19 protein-coding genes are annotated in these 19,735 nt (G+C 72.7%); 10 read left to right on the plus strand and 9 right to left on the minus strand.

Features of this window, described 5'->3' with window-relative positions:
• Positions 1-32: 32 nt before the first annotated feature.
• Positions 33-3,710 carry an AfsR/SARP family transcriptional regulator gene (locus tag CRV15_RS14930; protein ID WP_003961002.1) on the minus strand — a complete coding sequence of 1,226 codons (3,678 nt, stop codon included), beginning with the start codon at positions 3,708-3,710 and terminating at the stop codon, positions 33-35.
• Between the two features lie 190 nt (positions 3,711-3,900).
• Between CRV15_RS14930 and CRV15_RS14935 the strand changes: the two genes are divergently transcribed.
• On the plus strand, positions 3,901-4,788 hold the full coding sequence (locus tag CRV15_RS14935) for a TIGR03619 family F420-dependent LLM class oxidoreductase (RefSeq protein ID WP_174391380.1): 888 nt from the start codon (positions 3,901-3,903) through the stop codon (positions 4,786-4,788).
• A 22-nt stretch (positions 4,789-4,810) separates the two neighbouring features.
• Here the strand turns inward: CRV15_RS14935 and CRV15_RS14940 are convergent, their stop codons facing one another.
• Complete coding sequence (locus CRV15_RS14940) at positions 4,811-5,458, minus strand: HAD family hydrolase (protein WP_003961000.1); 648 nt, start codon at positions 5,456-5,458, stop codon at positions 4,811-4,813.
• A gap of 35 nt (positions 5,459-5,493) precedes the next feature.
• On the opposite strand from CRV15_RS14940, the gene CRV15_RS14945 reads away from it, so the two are divergent.
• Entirely contained in the window at positions 5,494-6,063 is a 570-nt protein-coding gene (locus tag CRV15_RS14945; RefSeq protein ID WP_003960999.1) for a hypothetical protein, read from the plus strand.
• Positions 6,060-6,725 (plus strand): hypothetical protein, encoded by a 666-nt coding sequence (locus CRV15_RS14950; RefSeq protein WP_003960998.1) that lies wholly within the window; start codon positions 6,060-6,062, stop codon positions 6,723-6,725. The genes CRV15_RS14945 and CRV15_RS14950 overlap by 4 nt, the downstream gene beginning before the upstream one ends.
• Before the next feature lie 231 nt (positions 6,726-6,956).
• On the opposite strand, the gene CRV15_RS14955 is transcribed toward CRV15_RS14950, so the two are convergent.
• Positions 6,957-7,277 (minus strand): hypothetical protein, encoded by a 321-nt coding sequence (locus CRV15_RS14955; RefSeq protein WP_003955038.1) that lies wholly within the window; start codon positions 7,275-7,277, stop codon positions 6,957-6,959.
• A gap of 148 nt (positions 7,278-7,425) precedes the next feature.
• Here CRV15_RS14955 and CRV15_RS14960 point away from each other — a divergent pair, with 148 nt between their 5' ends.
• From CRV15_RS14960 to CRV15_RS14975, 5 genes are read left to right on the plus strand one after another with little or no spacing between them, the layout of a single operon-like run.
• Complete coding sequence (locus CRV15_RS14960) at positions 7,426-8,253, plus strand: helix-turn-helix domain-containing protein (RefSeq protein WP_003955039.1); 828 nt, start codon at positions 7,426-7,428, stop codon at positions 8,251-8,253.
• Positions 8,250-8,456, plus strand: coding sequence for a DUF397 domain-containing protein (locus CRV15_RS14965; RefSeq protein WP_003955040.1), 207 nt, complete (start codon positions 8,250-8,252; stop codon positions 8,454-8,456). Before CRV15_RS14960 ends, CRV15_RS14965 begins: the two co-directional genes overlap by 4 nt.
• 19 nt (positions 8,457-8,475) lie before the next feature.
• Positions 8,476-8,634, plus strand: coding sequence for a hypothetical protein (locus CRV15_RS35940; protein WP_003955041.1), 159 nt, complete (start codon positions 8,476-8,478; stop codon positions 8,632-8,634).
• A 14-nt stretch (positions 8,635-8,648) separates the two neighbouring features.
• The gene (locus CRV15_RS14970) at positions 8,649-9,014 is read left to right on the plus strand and encodes a hypothetical protein (RefSeq protein WP_003955042.1); all 366 of its coding nucleotides are present in this window, start codon (positions 8,649-8,651) and stop codon (positions 9,012-9,014) included.
• Between the two features lie 54 nt (positions 9,015-9,068).
• Positions 9,069-9,770 (plus strand): YdcF family protein, encoded by a 702-nt coding sequence (locus tag CRV15_RS14975; RefSeq protein ID WP_003960996.1) that lies wholly within the window; start codon positions 9,069-9,071, stop codon positions 9,768-9,770.
• Positions 9,771-9,804: 34 nt separating this feature from the next.
• Here CRV15_RS14975 and CRV15_RS14980 read toward each other — a convergent pair whose 3' ends face one another.
• The 6 genes from CRV15_RS14980 to CRV15_RS15005 form a co-directional block, all read right to left on the minus strand.
• Positions 9,805-10,275, minus strand: a complete 471-nt coding sequence (locus tag CRV15_RS14980; RefSeq protein ID WP_003960995.1) for a hypothetical protein — start codon at positions 10,273-10,275, stop codon at positions 9,805-9,807.
• Between the two features lie 16 nt (positions 10,276-10,291).
• A complete protein-coding gene (locus tag CRV15_RS14985) occupies positions 10,292-11,722 on the minus strand; it encodes an MATE family efflux transporter (RefSeq protein ID WP_003960994.1) in 1,431 nt (476 codons plus the stop codon).
• Complete coding sequence (locus CRV15_RS14990) at positions 11,716-12,786, minus strand: cysteine synthase family protein (RefSeq protein ID WP_003955046.1); 1,071 nt, start codon at positions 12,784-12,786, stop codon at positions 11,716-11,718. Before CRV15_RS14990 ends, CRV15_RS14985 begins: the two co-directional genes overlap by 7 nt.
• A 99-nt stretch (positions 12,787-12,885) precedes the next feature.
• A complete protein-coding gene (locus CRV15_RS14995; RefSeq protein ID WP_003955048.1) occupies positions 12,886-14,259 on the minus strand; it encodes a type III PLP-dependent enzyme domain-containing protein in 1,374 nt (457 codons plus the stop codon).
• Positions 14,250-15,305 (minus strand): ornithine cyclodeaminase, encoded by a 1,056-nt coding sequence (locus tag CRV15_RS15000; protein WP_003955049.1) that lies wholly within the window; start codon positions 15,303-15,305, stop codon positions 14,250-14,252. The genes CRV15_RS14995 and CRV15_RS15000 overlap by 10 nt, the downstream gene beginning before the upstream one ends.
• Positions 15,306-15,421: 116 nt before the next feature.
• Positions 15,422-16,417, minus strand: coding sequence for a TauD/TfdA family dioxygenase (locus CRV15_RS15005; RefSeq protein ID WP_003955050.1), 996 nt, complete (start codon positions 16,415-16,417; stop codon positions 15,422-15,424).
• Between the two features lie 539 nt (positions 16,418-16,956).
• Here CRV15_RS15005 and CRV15_RS15010 point away from each other — a divergent pair.
• Positions 16,957-18,519: an ABC transporter substrate-binding protein gene (locus CRV15_RS15010; RefSeq protein WP_029182970.1), complete on the plus strand. Its 1,563-nt coding sequence runs from the start codon at positions 16,957-16,959 to the stop codon at positions 18,517-18,519.
• Positions 18,504-19,520: an ABC transporter permease gene (locus tag CRV15_RS15015; protein ID WP_003960990.1), complete on the plus strand. Its 1,017-nt coding sequence runs from the start codon at positions 18,504-18,506 to the stop codon at positions 19,518-19,520. The genes CRV15_RS15010 and CRV15_RS15015 overlap by 16 nt, the downstream gene beginning before the upstream one ends.
• Positions 19,521-19,735: the final 215 nt, after the last annotated feature.

The raw sequence follows: 19,735 nt of genomic DNA on the forward strand, positions 1-19,735 counted from the left end.
CGCCCGGCCCCGGGGGCGCCCGGGGCCGGGGATCACCGCGGGGGCGGCGCCGACCGGTTCATCAGATCGCCGAGCCGCCGGATGCCCCCGTCCGTGACCAGCGAGGTGCCCGTCGCGTCGACCTCCCGCATCAGGGGGGTCACCAGCGGCAGGTCCGGCAGCTCCGAACCGAGCGTCACATGCAGCCGGGCCGTGAACCGGGCCACCGACGCCGGGCTGTACGGGTCCTCGGGGTCCCCGGCCAGCGCCTCCGCCTCGCGCATCACCCGCACGGCCTCCTCCGCCCGGCCGACCGCCCACAGCACCAGCGCCAGCAGCACCCCCGAGACATGGAGGCGCGTCGGATTCCCCTCCTGCGCCCCGAAGTGGAGGGCGGCCCGCAGATCGCACTCGGCCTCCGTGTACCGGGCCGCCGTGCACCGCAGCCACGCCCGGGTGTGCAGGGCCCGTGAGCGGCTGGCGGCGTCCCCGTCGTCGAGGGTCCGCGCCACCGCGAGATCGGCGATCCTGTTCACCTCCTGGTAGCGCGCCCGGCCGGGGAAGAGCCCGCAGCACGCGACGATCACCAGCAGATCCATGGCCTTGCGCAGCTCCTCGCCGTCCCGGCGCAGCGACTGCTCCACCACCGAGGTGAGGACGGCGTGTTCGGCGGTGAACCACGCCCGGACCTCCGCGACGTCGGAGAACGGCAGTCCCGGGTGGTCGCCCTGGACCACCCAGCCCGTGGGCAGCTCTCCGGCGACGGCGGTCCGCGCCGCGCGCAGCACGGTCGCGAGCAGCAGATCCAGCACCCGGGTACGGGCCGCGTCCCGCTCCCCGGGCCCGTCGGTCCGCTCCGCGAGACGGCGCGCGTACGCCCGCAACAGATCGTGGAAGCGGTAGCGGTCGGGTCCGTAGGACTCCAGCATGCCCGCGTCCACGAGCCGTTCGGCCGCCGCCTCCGCCGCGTACGGGTCGAGGTCGAGCAGCACGGCGGCGACCGTCAGCGGCAGATCGGGCGTGTCGAGGAGGGCGAGGGCCCGGAAGGCGCGCGCGTCCCCGGGCGTCAGTGCCTCGTACCCGAGGCGGAAGACGGGTTCCACGGCGAGTTCGCCGGAGCGCAGTTCGTCGAGGAGGGCGGGCCCGTCGCCGAGGCGTTCGGCCAGCCGGTCGAGCGGACGCCCGGGGTGGGCGGCGAGCCGGGAGCCGACGATCCGCACCGCGAGCGGCAGCCGGCCGCACCGCTCGACCAGCGCCCGGGCCGTCTCCGGCGCACCGGCCACCCGCCCGGGCCCGGCGATCGCCCCGAGCAGTTCCAGCGACTCGTCCCCTGAGGGCACCTCCAGATCGATCCGGTGCGCCCCCGGGACGGTGAGCTGCCGGGCCCGGGTGGTGACGACCACGGCGGCGCTCGCTGTGCCCGGGAGCAGTGGCCGGATCTGTTCGGCGTCCCGGGCGTTGTCGAGGACGAGCAGGACCCGCCGGTCGGCGAGAACGGTACGGAAGAGGGCGGCCCGCTGTCCGAGGTCGAACGGGATGCGCGCGGCGGGCGTCCCGAGCGCGCCGAGGAAGTCGGCGAGGACGCCGCCGGGGTCCACGGGGCTGCTGCCCGCGCCCAGGTCGGCGTGGAGCCGCCCGTCGGGGAACTCCTCGCCGAGCGCGTGCGCGACCTGCACGGCGAGGGTCGTCTTCCCGACCCCGCCGATCCCGGTGACGACGACGAGGCGCGGCGCGGCCCCGGCCGGAGCCCCGGCCGGGGCGCGCTGCCCGGTGAGGACGGCGGTCAGCTCCGCGACGGCGGCGTGGCGGCCGGTGAAATCGGCCGCGGCGGGCGGCAGCCGGTGCGGCCGGGGTGTTCCGGGGAACGGCGTTCCCCAGGCCCCTGGCTCTGCCCCTGCCCCGGGCTCGTGGTCCGTCGGCCCGTGCGCCGGGTTTGTCGGGCCGTGGCCCTGGCCGGGGTTCCGCGCCGGGTCCGTCGGTCCGGTGGCGGGGCCGTGCCCTGGCAGGGGTGGTCGGTGGTCCGGGGCCAGGGGTCTGTGCGTCCGGCTCTCGGGTCCGTGTGTCCGGCCCGCTGGGGAACGGTCCGGGGCGGTGGTGCCGTGGGCCGGGGCCGCGGAGGCGTGGCCCGGGTCCGTCTCGTCGCGTGCTCCGTGCGCCGGAGGGCATCCCGGGCCCGCCGGTCCGGTGGTGGGGCCGTGCCCTGACAGCGGCGGCCGGTGGTCCGGGTCCAGGGGTCCGTCCGTCGGGCCTGCCGGGCCGTGACCCCGGCCGGGGGGCTCCGCGTGGTGGGTCCGGCCCGCTGGGGAACGGTCCGGGGCCAGGGGCCCGCGTGCCGGGGCCGTTCGGGCGCCCGTCCCGTGTGCCGGGTTTGTCGGTCTGGTGACGGGGCCGTGCCCTGGCAGCGGTGGTCGGTGGTCCGGGTCCAGGGGTCCGTCCGTCGGGCCTGTCGGGCATTGGCCTGTCGGGCGGTGGCCCCGGTCGGGGTTCCGCGCCGGGTCCGTCGGTCCGGCGGCGGGGCCGTGCCCCGGTACCGGCAGCCGGTAGCCCGGGTTCAGGGGCCAGTCCGTCCGGTTCACCGGCCCGCGCGCGGGGCCTGTCGGGCCGTGGCCCCGGCCCGGCAGGCCGGAGCGGTCCTGTCCCACCGGCCCCCACTCCTGGCCGGCGGGGCCGTTCCGCGCGGTGCTCGAAGGTGCGGGCGGCCAGGGAGTGTGCCCCCACACCTGGTCGGCGGCGGGGGCGTGCCCCCGGTGTCCCGGCCCCTGCCCCGGCTCCACCGGGGCCCCGCCCGGGGTACCGGGCCGTACCGCCCCCGTGGACGCTCCCGGCGTACCCGGGAAACGCGGTGCGCCCGCTGCGCCGGGTGCGCCCGGCGCGTCCGAGAGGCCCGGCAGCAGCGACGGGTCCCGGTCCGGCGCGGACAGGCTGGGATCGGCGGTGAGCATCCGCTGGTGCAGCGCGGCCAGATGCGGCGTGGGCCCCACGCCCAGCTCCCTCGCGAGCATGCGCCGGATCTCCTCGTACCGGCTCAGCGCCTCGGCCTGCTGCCCGGACCGGTACAGGGCCAGCATCAGCAGCCCGTGCAGCCGTTCGCGCAGCGGGAACTCCGCCACCAGGGTGTGCAGCTCCGGAATGGAACGGGCGTGACTGCCCAGCGCCAGGGCCCGTTCGAAGAGCGCCTCCTGCGCGCAGATCCGGACCTCGTGCAGCCGGTCGCGCTGGCGTTCGGCATAGGGCCCCGGCACCCCAGCGAGGGCGGTGCCCCGCCACCGCCCCAGGGCCCCGGTCAGCCGGTCGTGGTCCGCCCGGGGGTCGCCGCCGTCCCCGCGCAGCGCCCCGGTGGTCTCCTGCTCGAACAGGAGCGCGTCGACGGTGGCCCCGGGCGCCCGCAGGGCGTATCCGCCGTGGGCGCAGACCAGTTCCCCGGCCTCCGCCTCGGCGAACGCCGCCCGCAGCCGGGAGACATAGGTCCGTACCGTGCCCTGCGCCCGCCGCGGGGCCTCCTCGCCCCACACGCCGTCGACGAGTGTCTGCGACGTGACCACCGCGCCCCGGTGGAACACCAGCATGGTGAGCACGGCGCGCTGCTGCGGGGTGCCGAGGGGAATGTGCCGCTCCCCCGCCCAGGCGCCGACCGGGCCCAGCAGCCGGAAGGAGACACCGGGGGTGTTGCCGCCGACCGCATCGGGTATCCGGGATATATCAGGTGAAAAGGCAGCATGCTGCAACGGCATGGTGACCCCCTCGTTCTTTCCAGTCCGCCCGTAGTCCGGACCTGCCGGCCCAGAGTCCGGACCCGTACGGTCCAGAGCCGACCGATCGTAGGGGCGGGGTCCGCCGGAGGTTGCCTCGCCGCGCCGAATGTAAGGGACACCACAGAGAAACGGTGAGGTCCGCGCCCTGCCCCGTCCCAGGATGAAGATCATGCTCGTAGGGATCGCACTGCCGCAGTACGGAAGCCAGGCCCGCGCGGAATCGATCGCGCCGTTCGCGCGCGACGCGGAGGCCGCCGGTTTTGACACGCTCTGGGCCGGGGACCGGGCGCTGGCCCCGGTCGCCCCCGGCACGCTCTACCCGGGGTGCACACCGGACCGGCCCTACCCGCCGGAGTTCACGACCTTCCTCGACCCGCTGGCGGTGCTCACGGTCGCCGCGACCGCGACCGTCCGCGCCCGGCTCGGCACCAGCACCCTGATCGCGCCCCTGCACCCGCCGCTGCTGCTAGCCCGCTCCCTCACCTCTCTGGACCGGATCAGCGGCGGACGGCTCGACGTGGGTCTCGGCATCGGCTGGCTCCGCGAGGAGTACACCGCCGTCGGCGCCGACTTCTCCCGGCGCGGGGAGCAGCTCGACGAGATCCTTGACCTGCTGCACGGGATCTGGACGCGGGACCCGTTCCGCCACGAGGGGAAGCGCTGGACGGTCCCCGAGGCGCGTATCGGACTGCGCCCCGTCCAGACCCCCGGACCGCCGGTCCATCTGGGCGGCACCAGCGAGGCGGCGCTGCGCCGGGTGGGCCGCCGCGCCGACGGCTGGGCGGGGGTGGTCCTGCCGCCGGAGTACGCGGCCCACCTCTGGGACACGGCCCGCCGCGCCGCCCGGGACGCGGGCCGCGACCCGGACGCGCTGCGCCGCACGCTCCGTTACAACGTGCCGCCCGGAACGCCCGCCGAGTCCATCGCGGAGGTCCTGCGCACGGTCCGCGACTCCGGCGCCGACGGCTGCTTCCCCGATCTGCACCGCGCGGTGCGGGAACCGGACGAGGCGCTGGAGACGGGGATACGCGCGCTGCAACTCCTCCGCGAGGGCTGAGCCCCGTCGGACCGTACGGGTGTCAGGCCGTCCGCGTCCGCAGCAGGGGAAGGAGGTCGCGCAGGTCCTCCGTGTCCAGGACATGATCGGCGGCGGCCCGCGCGTCGGCACTGGCGTTGAGCGCGACGGACGTCCCGACTCCCGCGAAGAGCCGCAGATCGCTGCGGGAGTCGCCGACGGCGGCCACCTGATCGAGTGGGACGCCGCGCTCCGCGCACCAGGCCCGGACGAAGTCGAGCTTCCCCTGCTCGTCGAAGTAGCGGTCCACCCGCCCGGAGAGCGCGCCGTCCACATACTCCATGTCCGCCGCGCCGACGGCGCTGAACCAGGGCCGGTGTTCCAGCTCCTCGACGGCGAACCCCCAGGCCAGCGTGGCGAGCAGCAGGGTGCATCCGCCCTCGGTGAGGGTGCGCAGGGTCTCCTCGACCCCGGCTGTCCACGGGGCGTCCGCCAGGAAGCCCCGTATCTGCTCCGGGGTCAGGCCCGCGAGCAGCGCGGCCTCGCGGTCGGAGAACGTGTCGTTGTCGATGGCGTAGCTGTCGTACAGCCGCTCCAGCTCCTCGACGGCGGGGAGCCGCCCCACGCCCTCGGCGAGCAGGAGCGAGACGGTGGTGTTCCGGATGAGGGTGCCGTCGAGGTCGAAGACGATCACGGGGTGGGCGAAGGGCATCGCGCGGCTCCTGGGGCGGGAAGGGCGGGCAGGCCATGGCCGAGTCTGTCGTACGGGTCGTAAGGGCGTTCGCCTTGACGTGGGTGTCAGCCGGGCGTTCCGTGTACGGGCGCGGCCCGTCGCCCCCATGGGTGATGACGGACGGTGATCATGCGGCGGGGATGTGCGGGGAGCCGGTCCCCGAGGGGCGTCAACGGTGTGCGCGCACGGCGCGAAGCCCCGCACGGGCGGAGAGCGATTCGACTCCGTGGGAGAAGCGGGTCAAGTGCCGGGAGACCGACCCGGACGGGAGGGCCATCCCCGCCCGTTACGGCAATCATCTGCTGGGCTGGAGGCATTTCTCCGGGAAGCACAACATCAGGACATGCAAGATCGTCGATGCGGCCCTGAGTGGCAACGTCGACAAGAGGGAGGATGCCCGACTGGAGTACTGGGCGTATGCCGTCCACCCTGGAGCCAAGCGAGTAAAGATCATTGTGGTGGTCCAGTACTCCCGGAAAACGAAGGACGGGGAGTACGACGCAGGCCGTGGCCAGAAGATCGGCGTTATCACTGCCTACTGCAAAGGCATGAACAAGTGCCCCAACTGGATGAACAGCGCATGACATTGACTGACGAAGAAGGCGAAGAGGTCGCGGAGCAGCAGGCAGCCGTCACGGACCTGCTGCTCCACCGTGTCGAGGCCCGGGTGGGCAAACGAGCCTTCGTCCAGGGAGTCCTGCCCGTACTGCCTCCGGGCAGGACCGTCCGGATCGTGATCGGACCCAAGGACTCCTACGATCCGGAACTCCGGCTCGTTCTTGAGCTGCCGGTGCTCAGGGGTGACGAAACCGTGCCGCCGCAGGAGATCCTCGGTGTGCTGCGGGCGGTCGGCAGGGGCACGCGGATCTACCCCAGCGATCGTGTCGGCGACGTGCTGGGCATGACGCTGATCCAGGTAGATATGGAGAAGGAGACCCCGGTGCCCGCGTCGTTGAAGGACGAGGCGCTGGGGATTCTGCGCGGTGTGACGCACCTCGGACCTCATGAGGGCTACTACTGGTACGGCGCGCGCCTGCGGGGGTTCCTCTTCCGGGAAGAGGACGTGCTGCGGCTCTACTTCGACGGGGAGGAAGTCCCGGGCGTGGTCGCCGCCGACGTACGGCCGTCGGGAGCGACGACTGCTGTGGTCGCTGCCCTGCCGTCACTGATCGCGGGCGGCGCGGAGGAGACGGTGGACGAGAACGATCCGCACTGTGACCGGCTGGTGGACCTCACCCGTTGGTAGCTGTGCAGGGTGCCCCGGTCGGCGGTGACGGGCCCGGCCCTCGGGGTCGGGCCTCTGCGGGAGGACGGCCGACCGGCGGGACCGGGGGCATTTTTAAACGGCGTTAAACGAGGTGGGGCACGGCGCCGTAGATGCTCGGGCGGAGGACGCCGGTGAGCAGTAAGACGACGGAGCCGAGATAAACCACCGCGTACAGCAGTGCTATGCAGCGGCGACGGCGTCGGGACCGGATCACTCGTCCGCTGCCCCGGACACCGCCTGGTTGCGGCGGAACTCGCGCGGCTTGCGGCGGCGGTTCTCGTTCGCCGTGCGCAGGATGCCGATCAGCTCCGAGGCCAGCGCCTCCGCCTCGTGGGTCGCAAGAAAGAGGCCGGTGGGGTGGCCCATGCTGCCGTCCGACACCGTGAGCGGCAGATAGACCTGCGGATCGTCGTCGGGGAAGTCCACCAGCTCGACGCGGCTGCCCAGGGTGCGGGTTACGGCCCAGGCGGCCAGGGCCTCGTGGCGGGTCGGCGGACAGGTCTCGTGCGCACGACAGTTCGGGGGAAACACGAAACGTCACCTCGTTCGGGGGATGTGTTCGCTGTCTGTGCCCAGATGACCACAACGCCCCCTACGCTCGCACCACTTGAATCGGGTCTCTCAGATCAAGATCACGAAGTCTTCCCAGTTCACGCGAGTGTCTCTGGAGGTCAAGTCCATGGGTAGCGATGTCTTCGCCGAGGGTTTGAATCCCCTCGAACGCTTCGGCCTGGAGGTCCGGGAGGTACGCACGGGGCGCAAGCTCACCCAGAAACAGCTCGGTAAGGCCGTCAAGTACTCCGACGGGTACGTCAGCAAGGTCGAAGCGGGATTGCTGATGCCGAGCGAGAGGTTCGCGCGGGGCTGCGATCTGGTTTTTGCCACGAACGGCCTCTTTCTTCGTCTGCTCCGCCGCGTCGAGGAAGGAGACCACCCCTCCTGGTTCGTTCCGTATCTCCAGTTGGAGTGGAAGGCGGTCCGGATTCTGGACTTCTCCGCGTTGAGCATCATGGGGATGCTCCAGACGGAGGAGTACGCGCGTGCCATCTTCCGTGCGGGCCAGCCCCGTGAGGTCCCGGAGGTGATCAATGGCCAGGTGGCGGCTCGGATAAGGCGACGGGGAGTGCTGGAGCAAGAGCGTCCGCCCGCGATCTGGGTGATCCTGCACGAAGCGTGTCTGCGGACGGTGGTGGGTGGCTCCGGGGTCATGGCGAGGCAGCTTGAGCATCTGATCCGTATGGCGGAGTCCCCGAACGTCGACATCCAGGTGATGCCCTTCTCGGCGGGCGCGGCAGGCGTGCACACGCTGGCGTTCACCTTGCTCGTCTTCAACGACGAGTCGACCGCGTTGTACGTCGATGATGTTCCGCAAGGGGGGAGGCTCTACCGTTCCGAGCCGAACGTCGGGATCGCCCTCGAAAACTACGAGCGCTTGCGGGCGCACGCGCTGTCCCCCGATGATTCAGTAGCCCTGATCAAGTCGGCACACAAGGAGTACAGATCATGACTGCGGACCAGAGCCACAGCCCCACCTTGTGGATCAAGTCTTCCTACAGCGGGTCGTCCGGAGGCCAGTGCGTCGAGTGGTCCCCCGCGTACGCGTCGGCCCACGGCACCGTCCCCGTCCGTGACAGCAAGACCCCCACCGGCCCCGCCCTCGCCTTCAGCACGTCCGCGTGGACCGCCTTCGTCGGCGATCTGAGCAGGTGACCGGGGCGGGTGGCCCCGGGTGCTCGTACTCGGGGCCACCCGGCTCGCGCGGCTGTCACCATCGTCCGGGTACCTCGCCCGTAGACTCCACGACCTGTGCGACGAGTTCGGTCCCCTGGCCCGCGACCACCGCGTGGCGGAGCTGAGGGCGGAGATCGCCGCGCTGAGGACACCGTGACGAGAGGGGTTGGGATGTCGCAGACCGAAGGCGCACGACTGTTCCGGGAAGCCTGGATCGCGGGAGTGCGCCGGCACTTCCCCGGCGAGCCGAAGGCCGGGTATGTCACCCCGTGGGAGGGCACCCCGGAGTGGGAGCGCCGGGCCGCCGGTTCCGTGTACGCGCAGGTGCGCCACTTCGTCGAGGTCAGCGGCGGCCACGCGAAGCGGCTGTCCCGCGAGCAGAAGGGCCGCTTCGTCGCCACCTGCTGGACCGCCCAGATGTTCCAGCACTTCGAGGACCCGAAGCCGGGGTACGTGGCCGACTGGCCCGAGCTTCCCGGCTGGCAGCAGGAGACCGACGCGGACATCTTTGAGGCCATCGAGAAGACTCCGCGCTGACCATCTGCCCGCTGCGGGCCGAAGCTGCCCGCAGCGGTATGCGGACCGCTGCGGATGGCGCGTGCGGCAGGAACACCACCACAGGGAGCACCCGTGCCGCACCGCACGATCACCGACGCGCAGTGGAGCGACGCCCATCTGATCTGGCGCTACCACCTGATGGGCCACACCCCGCGCCCCTGCTCGGCGGCGATCGGGCTGGGGAGCCACGACCTGGGGGTCGCCACCGCCGCCGCCGGGCTGTACCACGCCGGGCTCTTCCCCGTCGTCGTCTTCAGCGGTGGCAACAGCCCCACGACCGCCGCCCGCTTCCCGCGCGGCGAAGCGGTCCACTACCGCGAGCACGCACGTGCCCTGGGCGTCCCCGACGCAGCGATCCTCCTGGAGGCCCGGGCCGCCAACACCGGGCAGAACATCGCGTTCTCCCGCGAGGTCCTGAGCACCGCCGGGACCGGGGTCGACTCGCTCCTCCTGATCGCCAAGCCGTACATGGAGCGCCGGGCCTACGCCACCTGCCGCAAGCTGTGGCCCGAGGCCGATGTCGTCTGCGCCTCCGAACCGCTCGCGCTCGACGACTACGTCACGTCCATCGGCGACGAGAAGCTCGTGGTGGACATGCTCGTCGGCGATCTCCAGCGCGTCATCGAGTACCCGGGGCTCGGCTTCGCCATCGAACAGGACGTCCCCGACGACGTCCACGACGCCTTCGAGCGTCTGATCCGCGCCGGATTCGACAGCCGACTCATCACGACCTGAGGGCGCCCGCTCCGGGCGCGAGCACGCCGCCCCCTCAGCAGAACTCCCCGTCCTCCCCCGCCGCGTCGATGTCCACCGACACCCTGTCCCCCTTCAGCACCGTCACCGACAGATACGCGGGCGCCCCGCCCACGTCCTTCGTGTAGCAGTCCTCGCGCGGCGTCGCGGTCCAGCCGTGGGACGGGGCCGCCGTCCGGTAGTGGGACAGCGCGGCCGTCGTCGCGGCGGGGGAGGTGTACGTGTACTCCTGGCCCGCGTGCACCCACTGATCGTCGTCGTCGCAGCCGGCGGCGGACTCGGGGCGGCCGCTGCCCGGTGGGGGCGACGACAGGATCGGGTCCGCCGCGATCGCGGCGGCGATGCGGTCCTCGCGGTCGCGGCAGCCGTACTCGAAGAGGAAGAACGCGGCGGGCCGCACCAGGAGCTGCCATGCCGGTACGGCCAGTACGGCCAGTACGGCCAGTACGGCGGTCAGGGCCGCCGCCCCCGCCCAGGTCTTGTTCATCCGGAGATGATCACGCTCATGTCCCGTCGGCCGCCAGGGCCTTCTCCTTCTCCGTGAGGGCGGCCGCATACCGCCGCAGCAGCAGGACCGCCGTCGTCGCCAGGCCCGTGAGCAGGCCCAGCCAGATGCCCAGGGTGTCCAGACCCAGCGCGTGGGAGAAGACCCAGACCGTGGGCAGCCCCACCACCCAGTAGCCGATCAGGGTGATCCGGAATCCGCTCTTGGTGTCGTCGAGGCCACGCAGCAGCCCCACGCCGATGTTCTGCGCACAGTCGAAGAACTGGAGGAACGCCGTCACGATCAGCAACTGCGCGGCGATGTCGAGGGCCCGTTGCGCCTCCGTACCGGAATCCATGAACGGGGCGAGCACCAGATCGGGCACGGTCAGATAGACCAGGCCGACGGCGGCCATGACGGCGGCGGCGCAGGCGAGCGCGGTGTTCCGGACGCTCCGGGCGCGGTCGGTGCGGCCGAGGGCCAGTTCCCGGCTGACCGTGATCGACGCGGCGTGGGAGAGGCCCACCGCGACCTGGAAGACCAGGCTGACGAGCTGGTTGACGGCAGTGTGCGCGGCGAGGGCGGCGGGGCCGAAGGCTCCGGCGATCAGGGCCGTCACCGAGAAGAAACCCGCCTCGGAGCCATAGGTCGCGGCGACCGGAATCCCGAGCCCGGTCAGCCTGCGCACCGTCGCCGGGTCCGCCTTCAGCACGTTCAGGCTGAGCAGCGGGCCCAGTTCGGCGTCCCGCCGGGCCAGCAGGTACAGCGCCACGAAGGTGAGGAGGTGGACGCAGGACGTCGACAGCGCGATGCCGGTGAGGCCCAGCTCGGGCAGGCCCCAGGTGCCGTGGATCAGTACCCAGTTGAGCCCGGCGTTCACGGCGACCGAGGTCACGGCGATATGGATCAGCGCCTGCGGGCGGCGCATCCCGACGGTGAACTGGCGCAGGGCCTGGAACCACAGACAGGGCAGCAGCCCCGGCGCCAGCGCCAGCAGCATCTCCTGGACGAGGACGACCACATCGGCGTCCTGGCCGAGCCAGGTCAGCGTCTCGCCGATGAGCAGCATCAGCACCGCGCCGAGCAGACCGGCGAGCGTGGCCAGCGCCATCGCCGCGCGGACGATGCCCCGCACCTCGGCGGCGGAGGCGGCGGCGTCGCCCCCGGTACCGGCCGCCTTCTCCGCGCGGGCCGCCGCAGCCGCCACCTGGTTGGCGACGGAGGTCACGAGCCCCACGCCCATCGTGCGGAGCTGGTTGAAGATCACCAGCGCCAGACCGCCCGCGGCCAGCTCCTCGGTCCCCAGCATGCCCATCATCACCGTGTCGGTGGTGGTCAGGGCGACCTGGGAGAGCTGGGTGAGGATCAGCGGCACGGCGAGGGAGGCCAGCGCGCGGCTGTCGCGGAGCAGGGTCCGCAGGGTGGTCAGGGGCGTTGCCTTCGTCAGCATGGAGTCATCGGTTTCTGCGGGGAGCGATGCCCGCGGGATGTCGTGGTGCGGAGCTTGGTGAGCAGTTCGTCGATCTCCCGTTCGGCCTCGGCGGAGAGCAGGCCGCGGGCTTCCATCCAGTCGTCGTCGAAGACGGTGTCGAGGTACTTCTCACCGCCGTCGTTGATCAGCGCGACCATCGTCGTCCCCGGCGGCAGCGACGCCAGCCGGGTCAGCGCCTCGTACACCACCCCGCCCGCCGAACCGCCGATGAGCAGCCCGGTGCGGGCCACGGCCCGGCAGGTGGCGAAGGCGTCGATGTCGCCGACCTTCACCCCCTCGTCGATCAGGCCGTAGTCGACCAGGGCCCCGATCTCGGCGCCCTCGGGGGTCCCCGTCCCCGACTGGTAGTAGTCGTGGGCGGGCGGCCCGAAGGCGATGGACCCCTTGGGCTCCACCCCGATCGTCCTGAAGCCGCCTATCAGGGTACGCAGTTCACGCGTGGTCCCGCAGAGCATCCCCCCGGTCCCGACCGCGCCGATGAGGACGTCGATCCGGCCCTCCAGGGCCTCGTTCAGCTCGTGCGCCACGGGGAAGTACCCGTCCCCGTTGGCGAGGTTGTTGTGCTGCTCGGTGAAGACGGTGTTCTCCTGGCCGCGCGCCAGCTCCTCGGCCAGCTCCTCACGGGCCGCCGTCGCCAGTTCCTCCGTGCCGTCGTCGACGACGTACACCAGCTCCGTGCCCATCGCCTTCATCGCGCGCAGCTTGTCGGCGGCGGCGTGGTGGTCGACGACGGCGGTGAACGTGTAACCGCGCTCGGCGGCGACGACGGCGAGGCCGAGGCCGGTATTGCCCGACGTGGACTCGACGATCCGGCCGCCGGGGCGCAGCACCCCGCGCCGTTCCGCGTCGATCACCATCTGGCGGGCCATGCGGATCTTGGCCGATCCGGTGGGGTTGAACATCTCCAGTTTCAGCAGCAGTCTGCTGCCGGTCTCCGTGACCGCCAGTTCCAGCAGCGGTGTGGCGCCGATGAGGTCGGACACCTGGGAGACCACGGCGGGTCGGTCGAGCGCTCCGGGCATCGCTGTACTCCTGTCACTCCGGGGGGGATCGCTGAGGGCCCGGTGGCCCGGTCCGGTCATCGGACGGGCCGGGCCACCGGGGCGAAGCGCGGACGCGCCTCAGAGGAAGTGCCGGTCCAGCCGCCAGCGCGGCCGGGGGCGCTCGGTCCGGTCGACGACGACCTTGGGCGGCAGCGGCAGGTCGTGGAACGACGACTCGTTGGAATCCATCTGGTAGCCCGCCGTGTTGGGGTACACGAGAAGGTCACCGGCCCGGGGCCGCTGGAGAAAGCCGATCTTGCGCCAGCTCACCAGGTCCGACTCCAGACAGGTCGCCGCGCCCACCGCCGCCCGGTGCAGCCCCGGGGCCGCCCCGCCGTCGGGCGACAGCAGCCAGGGGTCGGGCAGGTACTCGCTGGCGAACCACTGCTCCGACAGGCTCAGACTGGTGCCGTCGACGGTCAGCAGCAGATAGCCGTCGCGCTCCTTGACGCCCTGGATCGCGAAGACGGTCGCGCCCGCCCGGTCCAGCAGGGCCCGTCCCGGCTCCAGCAGGAGCGCGGTGTCGGAGTCCCGCAGCAGCTCGGCGAGGGTCTGCTGCTGTCCGTCGGGGCGGGCGGCGAGCAGCGCCCGCAGCGCGCCCGCGCCGGACACGGGGGAGTGGTACGGGTAGAAGTCGGCCTCGGTGAACGACTTCCCCGCGTGGTAGTGCCCGCTGTGCTGGGCCGCGAGGAAGGCGCGCCAGCTCTCGGCGTCGGTGTAGCTGATGGGCAGTCCGCCGCCGATGCTGATCCGGTCGGCGGTCAGCCCCAGCGCGCGGGCCTGCCGGCAGAGCCGGACGAGCCGGGCGGCCAGCTCGGCGCGGGCGGTGAGGTCGTAGCCGGAGAGATGGAAGCTGAAGCCCTCCATCCGCAGCGCCTTCCCGGCGCGGGCGGACCGCTGGAGCGCGAGGCCCAGCTCGTCGCCGGTGAGGCCGAAGCGGCTGTGGGGCTGGCCGGTCGGCAGCGCCCGCAGCAGGACCCTGGCCGGGCGGGACCGCCCGTTCAGCGCGGTCATGACGACGGTGTCCAGCTCGTCGAGGGCGTCGACGGCGATCAGCGCGCCGTGCCGCACGGCGAGCCGCAGCAGCTCGGTGCTCTTGACGGGGCCGGTGACCACCAGGTCCTCGCCGCGCACCCCGTGCCCCAGGGCCTCGCGCAGCTCGCCGGTGGACGCGACGTCCACCCCGGCCCCGCCCTCGGCGCAGCGCTCGACCCACACGGCGGCCTTGTTGGCCTTCTTCGCGAAGTACACCTGCCCGTCGACACCGGCCTCGGTGAGGACGGCCCGCAGCGCGGCGAGGTTGGTGTCGAAGGCGTCGGGCAGCAGGACGTGGAAGGGCCCGCCGAACGCGTAGGAGAGTTCTTCCAGCAGTCCGCTGGCGAGGACGGTCTCGGTCGCCGGGTCGGGCAGGACGGGCAGCCCCGGCAGCACCGACTGAAGGGTCACCGCCACAGCGTCACCTCGGTGCCCAGGCCCTGCGCCACGGCGAGCCGCGCGAAGCGGTGTCCGAGCGCGATGTCGGTGACGACCAGACCGCTGTTGTACGCGAAGATCCGCTCCGTGTCGGTGCGGCGGCCCGCGGCGGCCCCGGCGACGACCGCAGGGAACTCGGCGTCCACCGGCGGCAGTGTGCCGTCCGCGTCGGCCATGTCGACCCCGGTGACGTTCATCTGGGCCTCGCTGGTCGCGATCACCCGGTCCGCCTCGTGCAGCGTGGACGGCGCGAGGCCGTGGCCGACGAGGATGCCCAGCGTGCCGGGGCGCAGCCAGTCCGACTCGACGGCGGCGGCGGTGTGCCCGCCCGCGGTGGCCACGACGACATCGGCCTCGCCGGAGGCGGTGCGCAGATCGTCGACGAGTTCGATCTCCCGGTCGGGGAAGTGCCGGCGCAACTCCTCCCGTACCGCCGCGATGCCGTCGGGGTGGCTGCCGGACAGCATCAGCCGGTCCAGGCCGGGCAGCGCGGTCAGCAGGAACGGCAGCGCCAGCCTGCCCTGGGTACCGGTGCCGATGACGAGGGCGCTGCGGGCGCCGGGCGGGGCGCACTCGCGGGCGAGCAGCGCGGAGACCGCGGGGGTGCGCAGCGAGCCGATGCGGGCGCAGTCCATCATCGCGAGCGGCAGCCCGGTGATGTCGTCGTAGAGGGTCAGGGTGGTGTAGTAGTGCTGCTCGTCGCGGCCCTTGTCCAGGCCGTGTTTGTACGAGGTCTTCACCGCGACCGCGTTCCGGGAGCCGTCGCGGCCGAGCATCGCGTAGGCGACGGAGTGGCCGTCCGCCGGTTTGACGGTCAGCTTGCGGGGGTTGTCGGACTGCCCGGCGTGCAGGGTGCGGTAGGCGTCCTCCACGGTGGCGATCACATCGGCGAGGGAGATGTCGAGCCCGGCGAGGTCGCTCCGGGTCAGGACGCGCAGCCGCTGGTCCTCGCGGATGCCGCCCTCGCGGCTGCCGTCGGCGTGGATGGCGCCGTCGGGTACGGGGGGTTGGGGGGTGTCCGTCATGGTGCTGTCGTTCCTCCGGTCCCAGGGGTGTGCTGACAGTTCCAGGTGGTCGGGCGCGGCGGGGCGGTTCGGTGCCGCCCCGCCGCCGTCGGTGGACGTGGGCCGCCAGGCCGCCGTCAGCGGACGTGGGCCTCCAGGGCCTGCTGTCCGTAGCCGTGTTCGGCGTCCTCGGCGGGCGGGCGGGTGGCGCGTCCCGGCACCCGGACCGAGGCGCGCTTGAGCCAGCGGTCGGTGCCGTCGTAACGGGCCGTGAACGGCACCCGGCCGTGCACGACGAGGTCGTTGTCGACCACCAGCACCTCGCCGGGGTCGAGGCTCACGGCGGTGGCGACCCGCGCGAGTTCGTCCTCCAGCCGTCCGTACGCGGCCCGCCAGTCCTCGCCGGCCTGCTCCAGCGGGGTGTACGCGGGGTCGAAGCGCAGGGTCAGCCCCTCGTCGGCGGTGTGCAGGACCGGTACGGGCACGGGCGCCTCGTCGGCGTATCCCTGGGCCTGTGCGTAGGCGTCGTCGGGCAGGATCGGCAGCACGGGCCGGGACAGGAGTGCCACGTCCTCATCGGACAGCCGGACCCTGCGGATGCTCGCCGCGGTGGTCGCGATCCGGTCGTGATTGCGCATGCAGCCCAGCATCAGCAGATGGGCCCGTCCCGGATGGAAGGCGTCCTCGGTGTGCGGGCTCAGCAGGACGGAACTGCTGGCTCCGGTCTGTTCGGCCTCATGGCCGGGCGAGGGGACGATGTTGTGCACGAAGCGGCCGTTCTGCTGGCCCTCCCAGGCGATGGGGTTGCCCATCACGGTGGCGAGCAGCAGCAGTGTCAGATCGTGGACGGCGCCGCTGTCCCCCGCGCTCGCCCAACCGGCCGGGGTGGGGCCCGCGGACGCGTCGTCGACCGTCAGTCCGCGGAGGACGAAGAGGCCGTCCTCGGTGTCGACGGGGCGGCAGTGGTGGCGGACGCCGTCGCCGAGGGAGGCGGCCGTCCCGGCGACGCGCTCCAGCAGCCTGGGTGATGTGGCGGAGGTTCCGAATTCGGCCAGGAGCGCTCGGGCGGCCTGGTTGATCTCGGCCGTGGAGCCGGGGTCGAGCTGGCGGGCAGGTGCGGCTGCCGTGCTCATGCTTGGGTTCCGTTTCCTTGGGAGGGCGGCGCGGGCGGCGCGTGGTCAGGGCGTCGCGGATGTCGCGGGGTGTCGCGGGGTCAGTGCGTCGGGCGCGTCATGGGCGTCGTGGTGCGGTGTGCGGAGCCGAAGGAAGGAGGGGGAGAGGGGGAGTCGACGAGGGAGGGGGCGGGGTCGGCGGCTGCCGGAGCCGGGCCGTCGTCGTCGACGGGGGGCAGCGGGCGGTGTGCGGCGGTACGGGGGTACAGCGGTGCCCTGGGCCGGGGCCGTGCGGACCGCGATCGGGTGATCACTGGTGGTGCGCATCGGACAGTAGCACTTGAGTAAGGTAAGGCAAACCTAACTCAGATCGTCAGGAAATCTGCAAAACCAGCCCAACTTTCCCTGCGGAACAGATAGTTTCCGTCCGGCTGTCGCATGCTCTGTGGCGAGATTTCTCAGCTGTGTGACGCTGCGTCAGTTTGCGTGAGTGGTTGTAGTAAGGGTAGCCAAGCCTAAGAATGACCGGGTCACTGTTCTGATAGGGATCGAGGGTGTACGTGAAGGTGAACAGGCGCCAAGTGCTCCTGGCGGGCGGGGCGATGGGTACGGCGGCGCTCCTCGCCGCCTGCTCCGGCGGCACGAACAGCGACGTGGACTCCGCCGCGCGGCCCGGCGGCGGGGGCAGGCCCAGAAAGGGCGGCACCCTCAGAGTCGGCGCGCTCGGCCGGGCCGGCGCCGTCACCCGCGACCCGCACGGGACCCAGGCCAACGAGAGCGACTACCTGATCATCGCCCTCGTCCACGACACCCTCACCGCACCCGGCGGCGGCACCAGCAACACCGCGCCCCGGCTCGCCACCCGCTGGGAACCCTCCGCCGACCTGCGGACCTGGCGCTTCACCCTCGCCGAAGGCGCCCTCTTCCACGACGGCACCCCCGTCACCGCCGACGATGTCGTCTGGTCCCTGCGCAGACTGCGCAACACCCCCGCGGGCGCCTCTCGGCTCCCCGGCATCAAGGCCGCGAACATCACCGCCGACGGACCCCGCACCGTCGTCCTCGTCTCCGACTACCCCAACGCCGAACTGCCGTTGCTCACCCGGCTCTCCACCTTCGTCCTGAAGAAGGACACCCCGGACAGCGCGCTGGCGAAGGCCCCCGGCACCGGCCCGTTCCGGCTCGACTGGTTCCGTTCCGGCAACGCGCGGCTCGTCCGCAACGAGAAGTGGCACGGCGGGGAGGTCCTGCTCGACGCCATCGAGGTCAAGCTCTTCGAATCCCCGCAGGCCATGGCGAACGCCCTGCTCGCGGGGCAGATCGACCTCGCCTCCAACGCCGGTGCCGTCGCCGCCCGCACCGCCGAGAGACGCAAGGACATCCAGATCGTCCGCCGCCCCGACGACATGGCCATGCCGATCGTCATGCGCGCGGCCTCCGGGCCCTTCGCCGACCCCCGGGTCCGGGAGGCCCTGCGGCTCTGTGTCGACCGCGAGGCCATGGTGCGGCAGGTCCTCTCCGGCTACGGCACCGTCGGCAACGACATCATGGGCACCGGCGACCCCGCGTACGCCAAGGACCTGCCGCGGCGCACCCGCGACCTCGCCCGCGCCAAGTCCTTGCTGAAGGAGGCGGACTTCGACACCGCGAAGACCTATCGGCTGATGACCACGGAGGACGTGCCCGGACTCGCCGAGTCCGCGACCCTCTTCGCCACCCAGGCGCGTGAGGCGGGGGTCAAGGTCGAGGTGGTGAAGCAGGAGTCCGCGAGCTTCTACGCCGACACCTGGCTCAAGGGCGACCTGTACACCACCTACTGGGGCACCAACGACTCCGTGCTCTTCTTCGCCAGCAAGACCATGGGCTCGGAGAGCAGCCAGAACGAGGCCGGGTGGAAGGACGCCGCGTTCGACGCCGCCTACCGCAGGGCCATCGGCACGAAGGACGCCGCCGCCCGCGCCAAGGCCCTGCGCGAGGTCCAGCGCATCCAGCACGAGTCCTCCGGCTATCTGCTCTGGGGCGTGGCCGAGGGCATCGACCTCGCCGCCGCCCCCGTCCGCGGCCTGCCCGAACTGCCCGGCTACGGCCGCGTCCAGCTCGAACGCGCATGGCTGGCCCGCTGACCCCCGCGGCGGGCACCCCCCTGCGGGAGCCCGCCGCGGCGGCGGCGACCCTGCGGCGGGCCCTGGGCGGGGCGCTGTGGCTGGGCGGCGTCCTCGCCCGCCGGGCCCTGCTGCTCGCCGTCCTGCTCGCCGCCGTCTTCGCCGCCGTGGAGCTGCTGCCCGGCGACGCCGCCACCGCCACCTCCGAACGCGGCGAGAACGCGGCCGACATGGCCGCGCGGCGGGAACTCCTCGGCCTGGACCGGCCGGTGCACATCCGCTTCGCCGACTGGATGACTGGGCTGCCCACCGGCGACCTCGGCACCTCCGCGCGCGGCGAGTCCATCGCCGGCCTGCTCTCCCGGCCGTTCCCCAACACCCTGCTGCTGGGCGGGCTCGCGCTGCTGCTCACCCTCGTCGTCTCCGTCGCCCTCGGCTGCTGGGCCGCGCTCCGGCCGGGCGGCCCCGTCGACCGGGCCGTCTCCGCCACCGCGACGGGGGTGCTCGCGCTCCCCGAGTTCGTCGTCGGGGTCGCGCTCGTCCTGGTCCTCTCGCTGTGGACGGGCTGGCTCCCCGCCGTCACCCTCGCGGGAGCCGACGGCACCCCCGCCTCCTGGGACATGCTGATCCTGCCGGTGCTGGCGCTGGCCGTGCCGCAGATCGGCTGGAACACCCGGATCGTGCGCGCGGCCCTCGCCGACGAGGCCACCGCCCCGCATGTGGAGACCGCCGTCATCGACGGGCTGACCCGCCGCCGCGTCCTCACCCACCATCTGCTGCCGGGGGCGCTGCCCACGATCACGGCGGGCATCGCCACGTCCACGGGCATGCTGCTCGGCGGCGCGGTCGTGGTGGAGACCGTCTTCAACTACCCGGGCATCGGCTCCGTCCTCGCCGGTGCGGTCACCGACCGCGACAGCCCGCTGATCGCCGCCGTCGTCGCGGTCACCGGAGCCGTCATCACCCTCGTCCTCCTCCTCGCGGACCTGATCCGCGCCTGGGCCTCGGGAGCACGCGCATGAACCCTGCCGACCCGCATCCGTCCCTGGAGCCCGCCACCCCCCTGGCCGCGCCACCGCCCGCCCCCGCCGGCCCGTCCCCCAGGGGAACGGGCCCGGCACCCGCACCCGCCGCCCCACCGCCCGGGGCGCGGCCCGCGCCGGACACGACCGGGGAGCGCGCGCGGCCTTCGGGCACGGCCGCCGTACCGGCGGACGGCCGGGGTACGGGTCCGTCT

This window comes from Streptomyces clavuligerus, from assembly GCF_005519465.1.
Classification (GTDB): domain Bacteria; phylum Actinomycetota; class Actinomycetes; order Streptomycetales; family Streptomycetaceae; genus Streptomyces; species Streptomyces clavuligerus.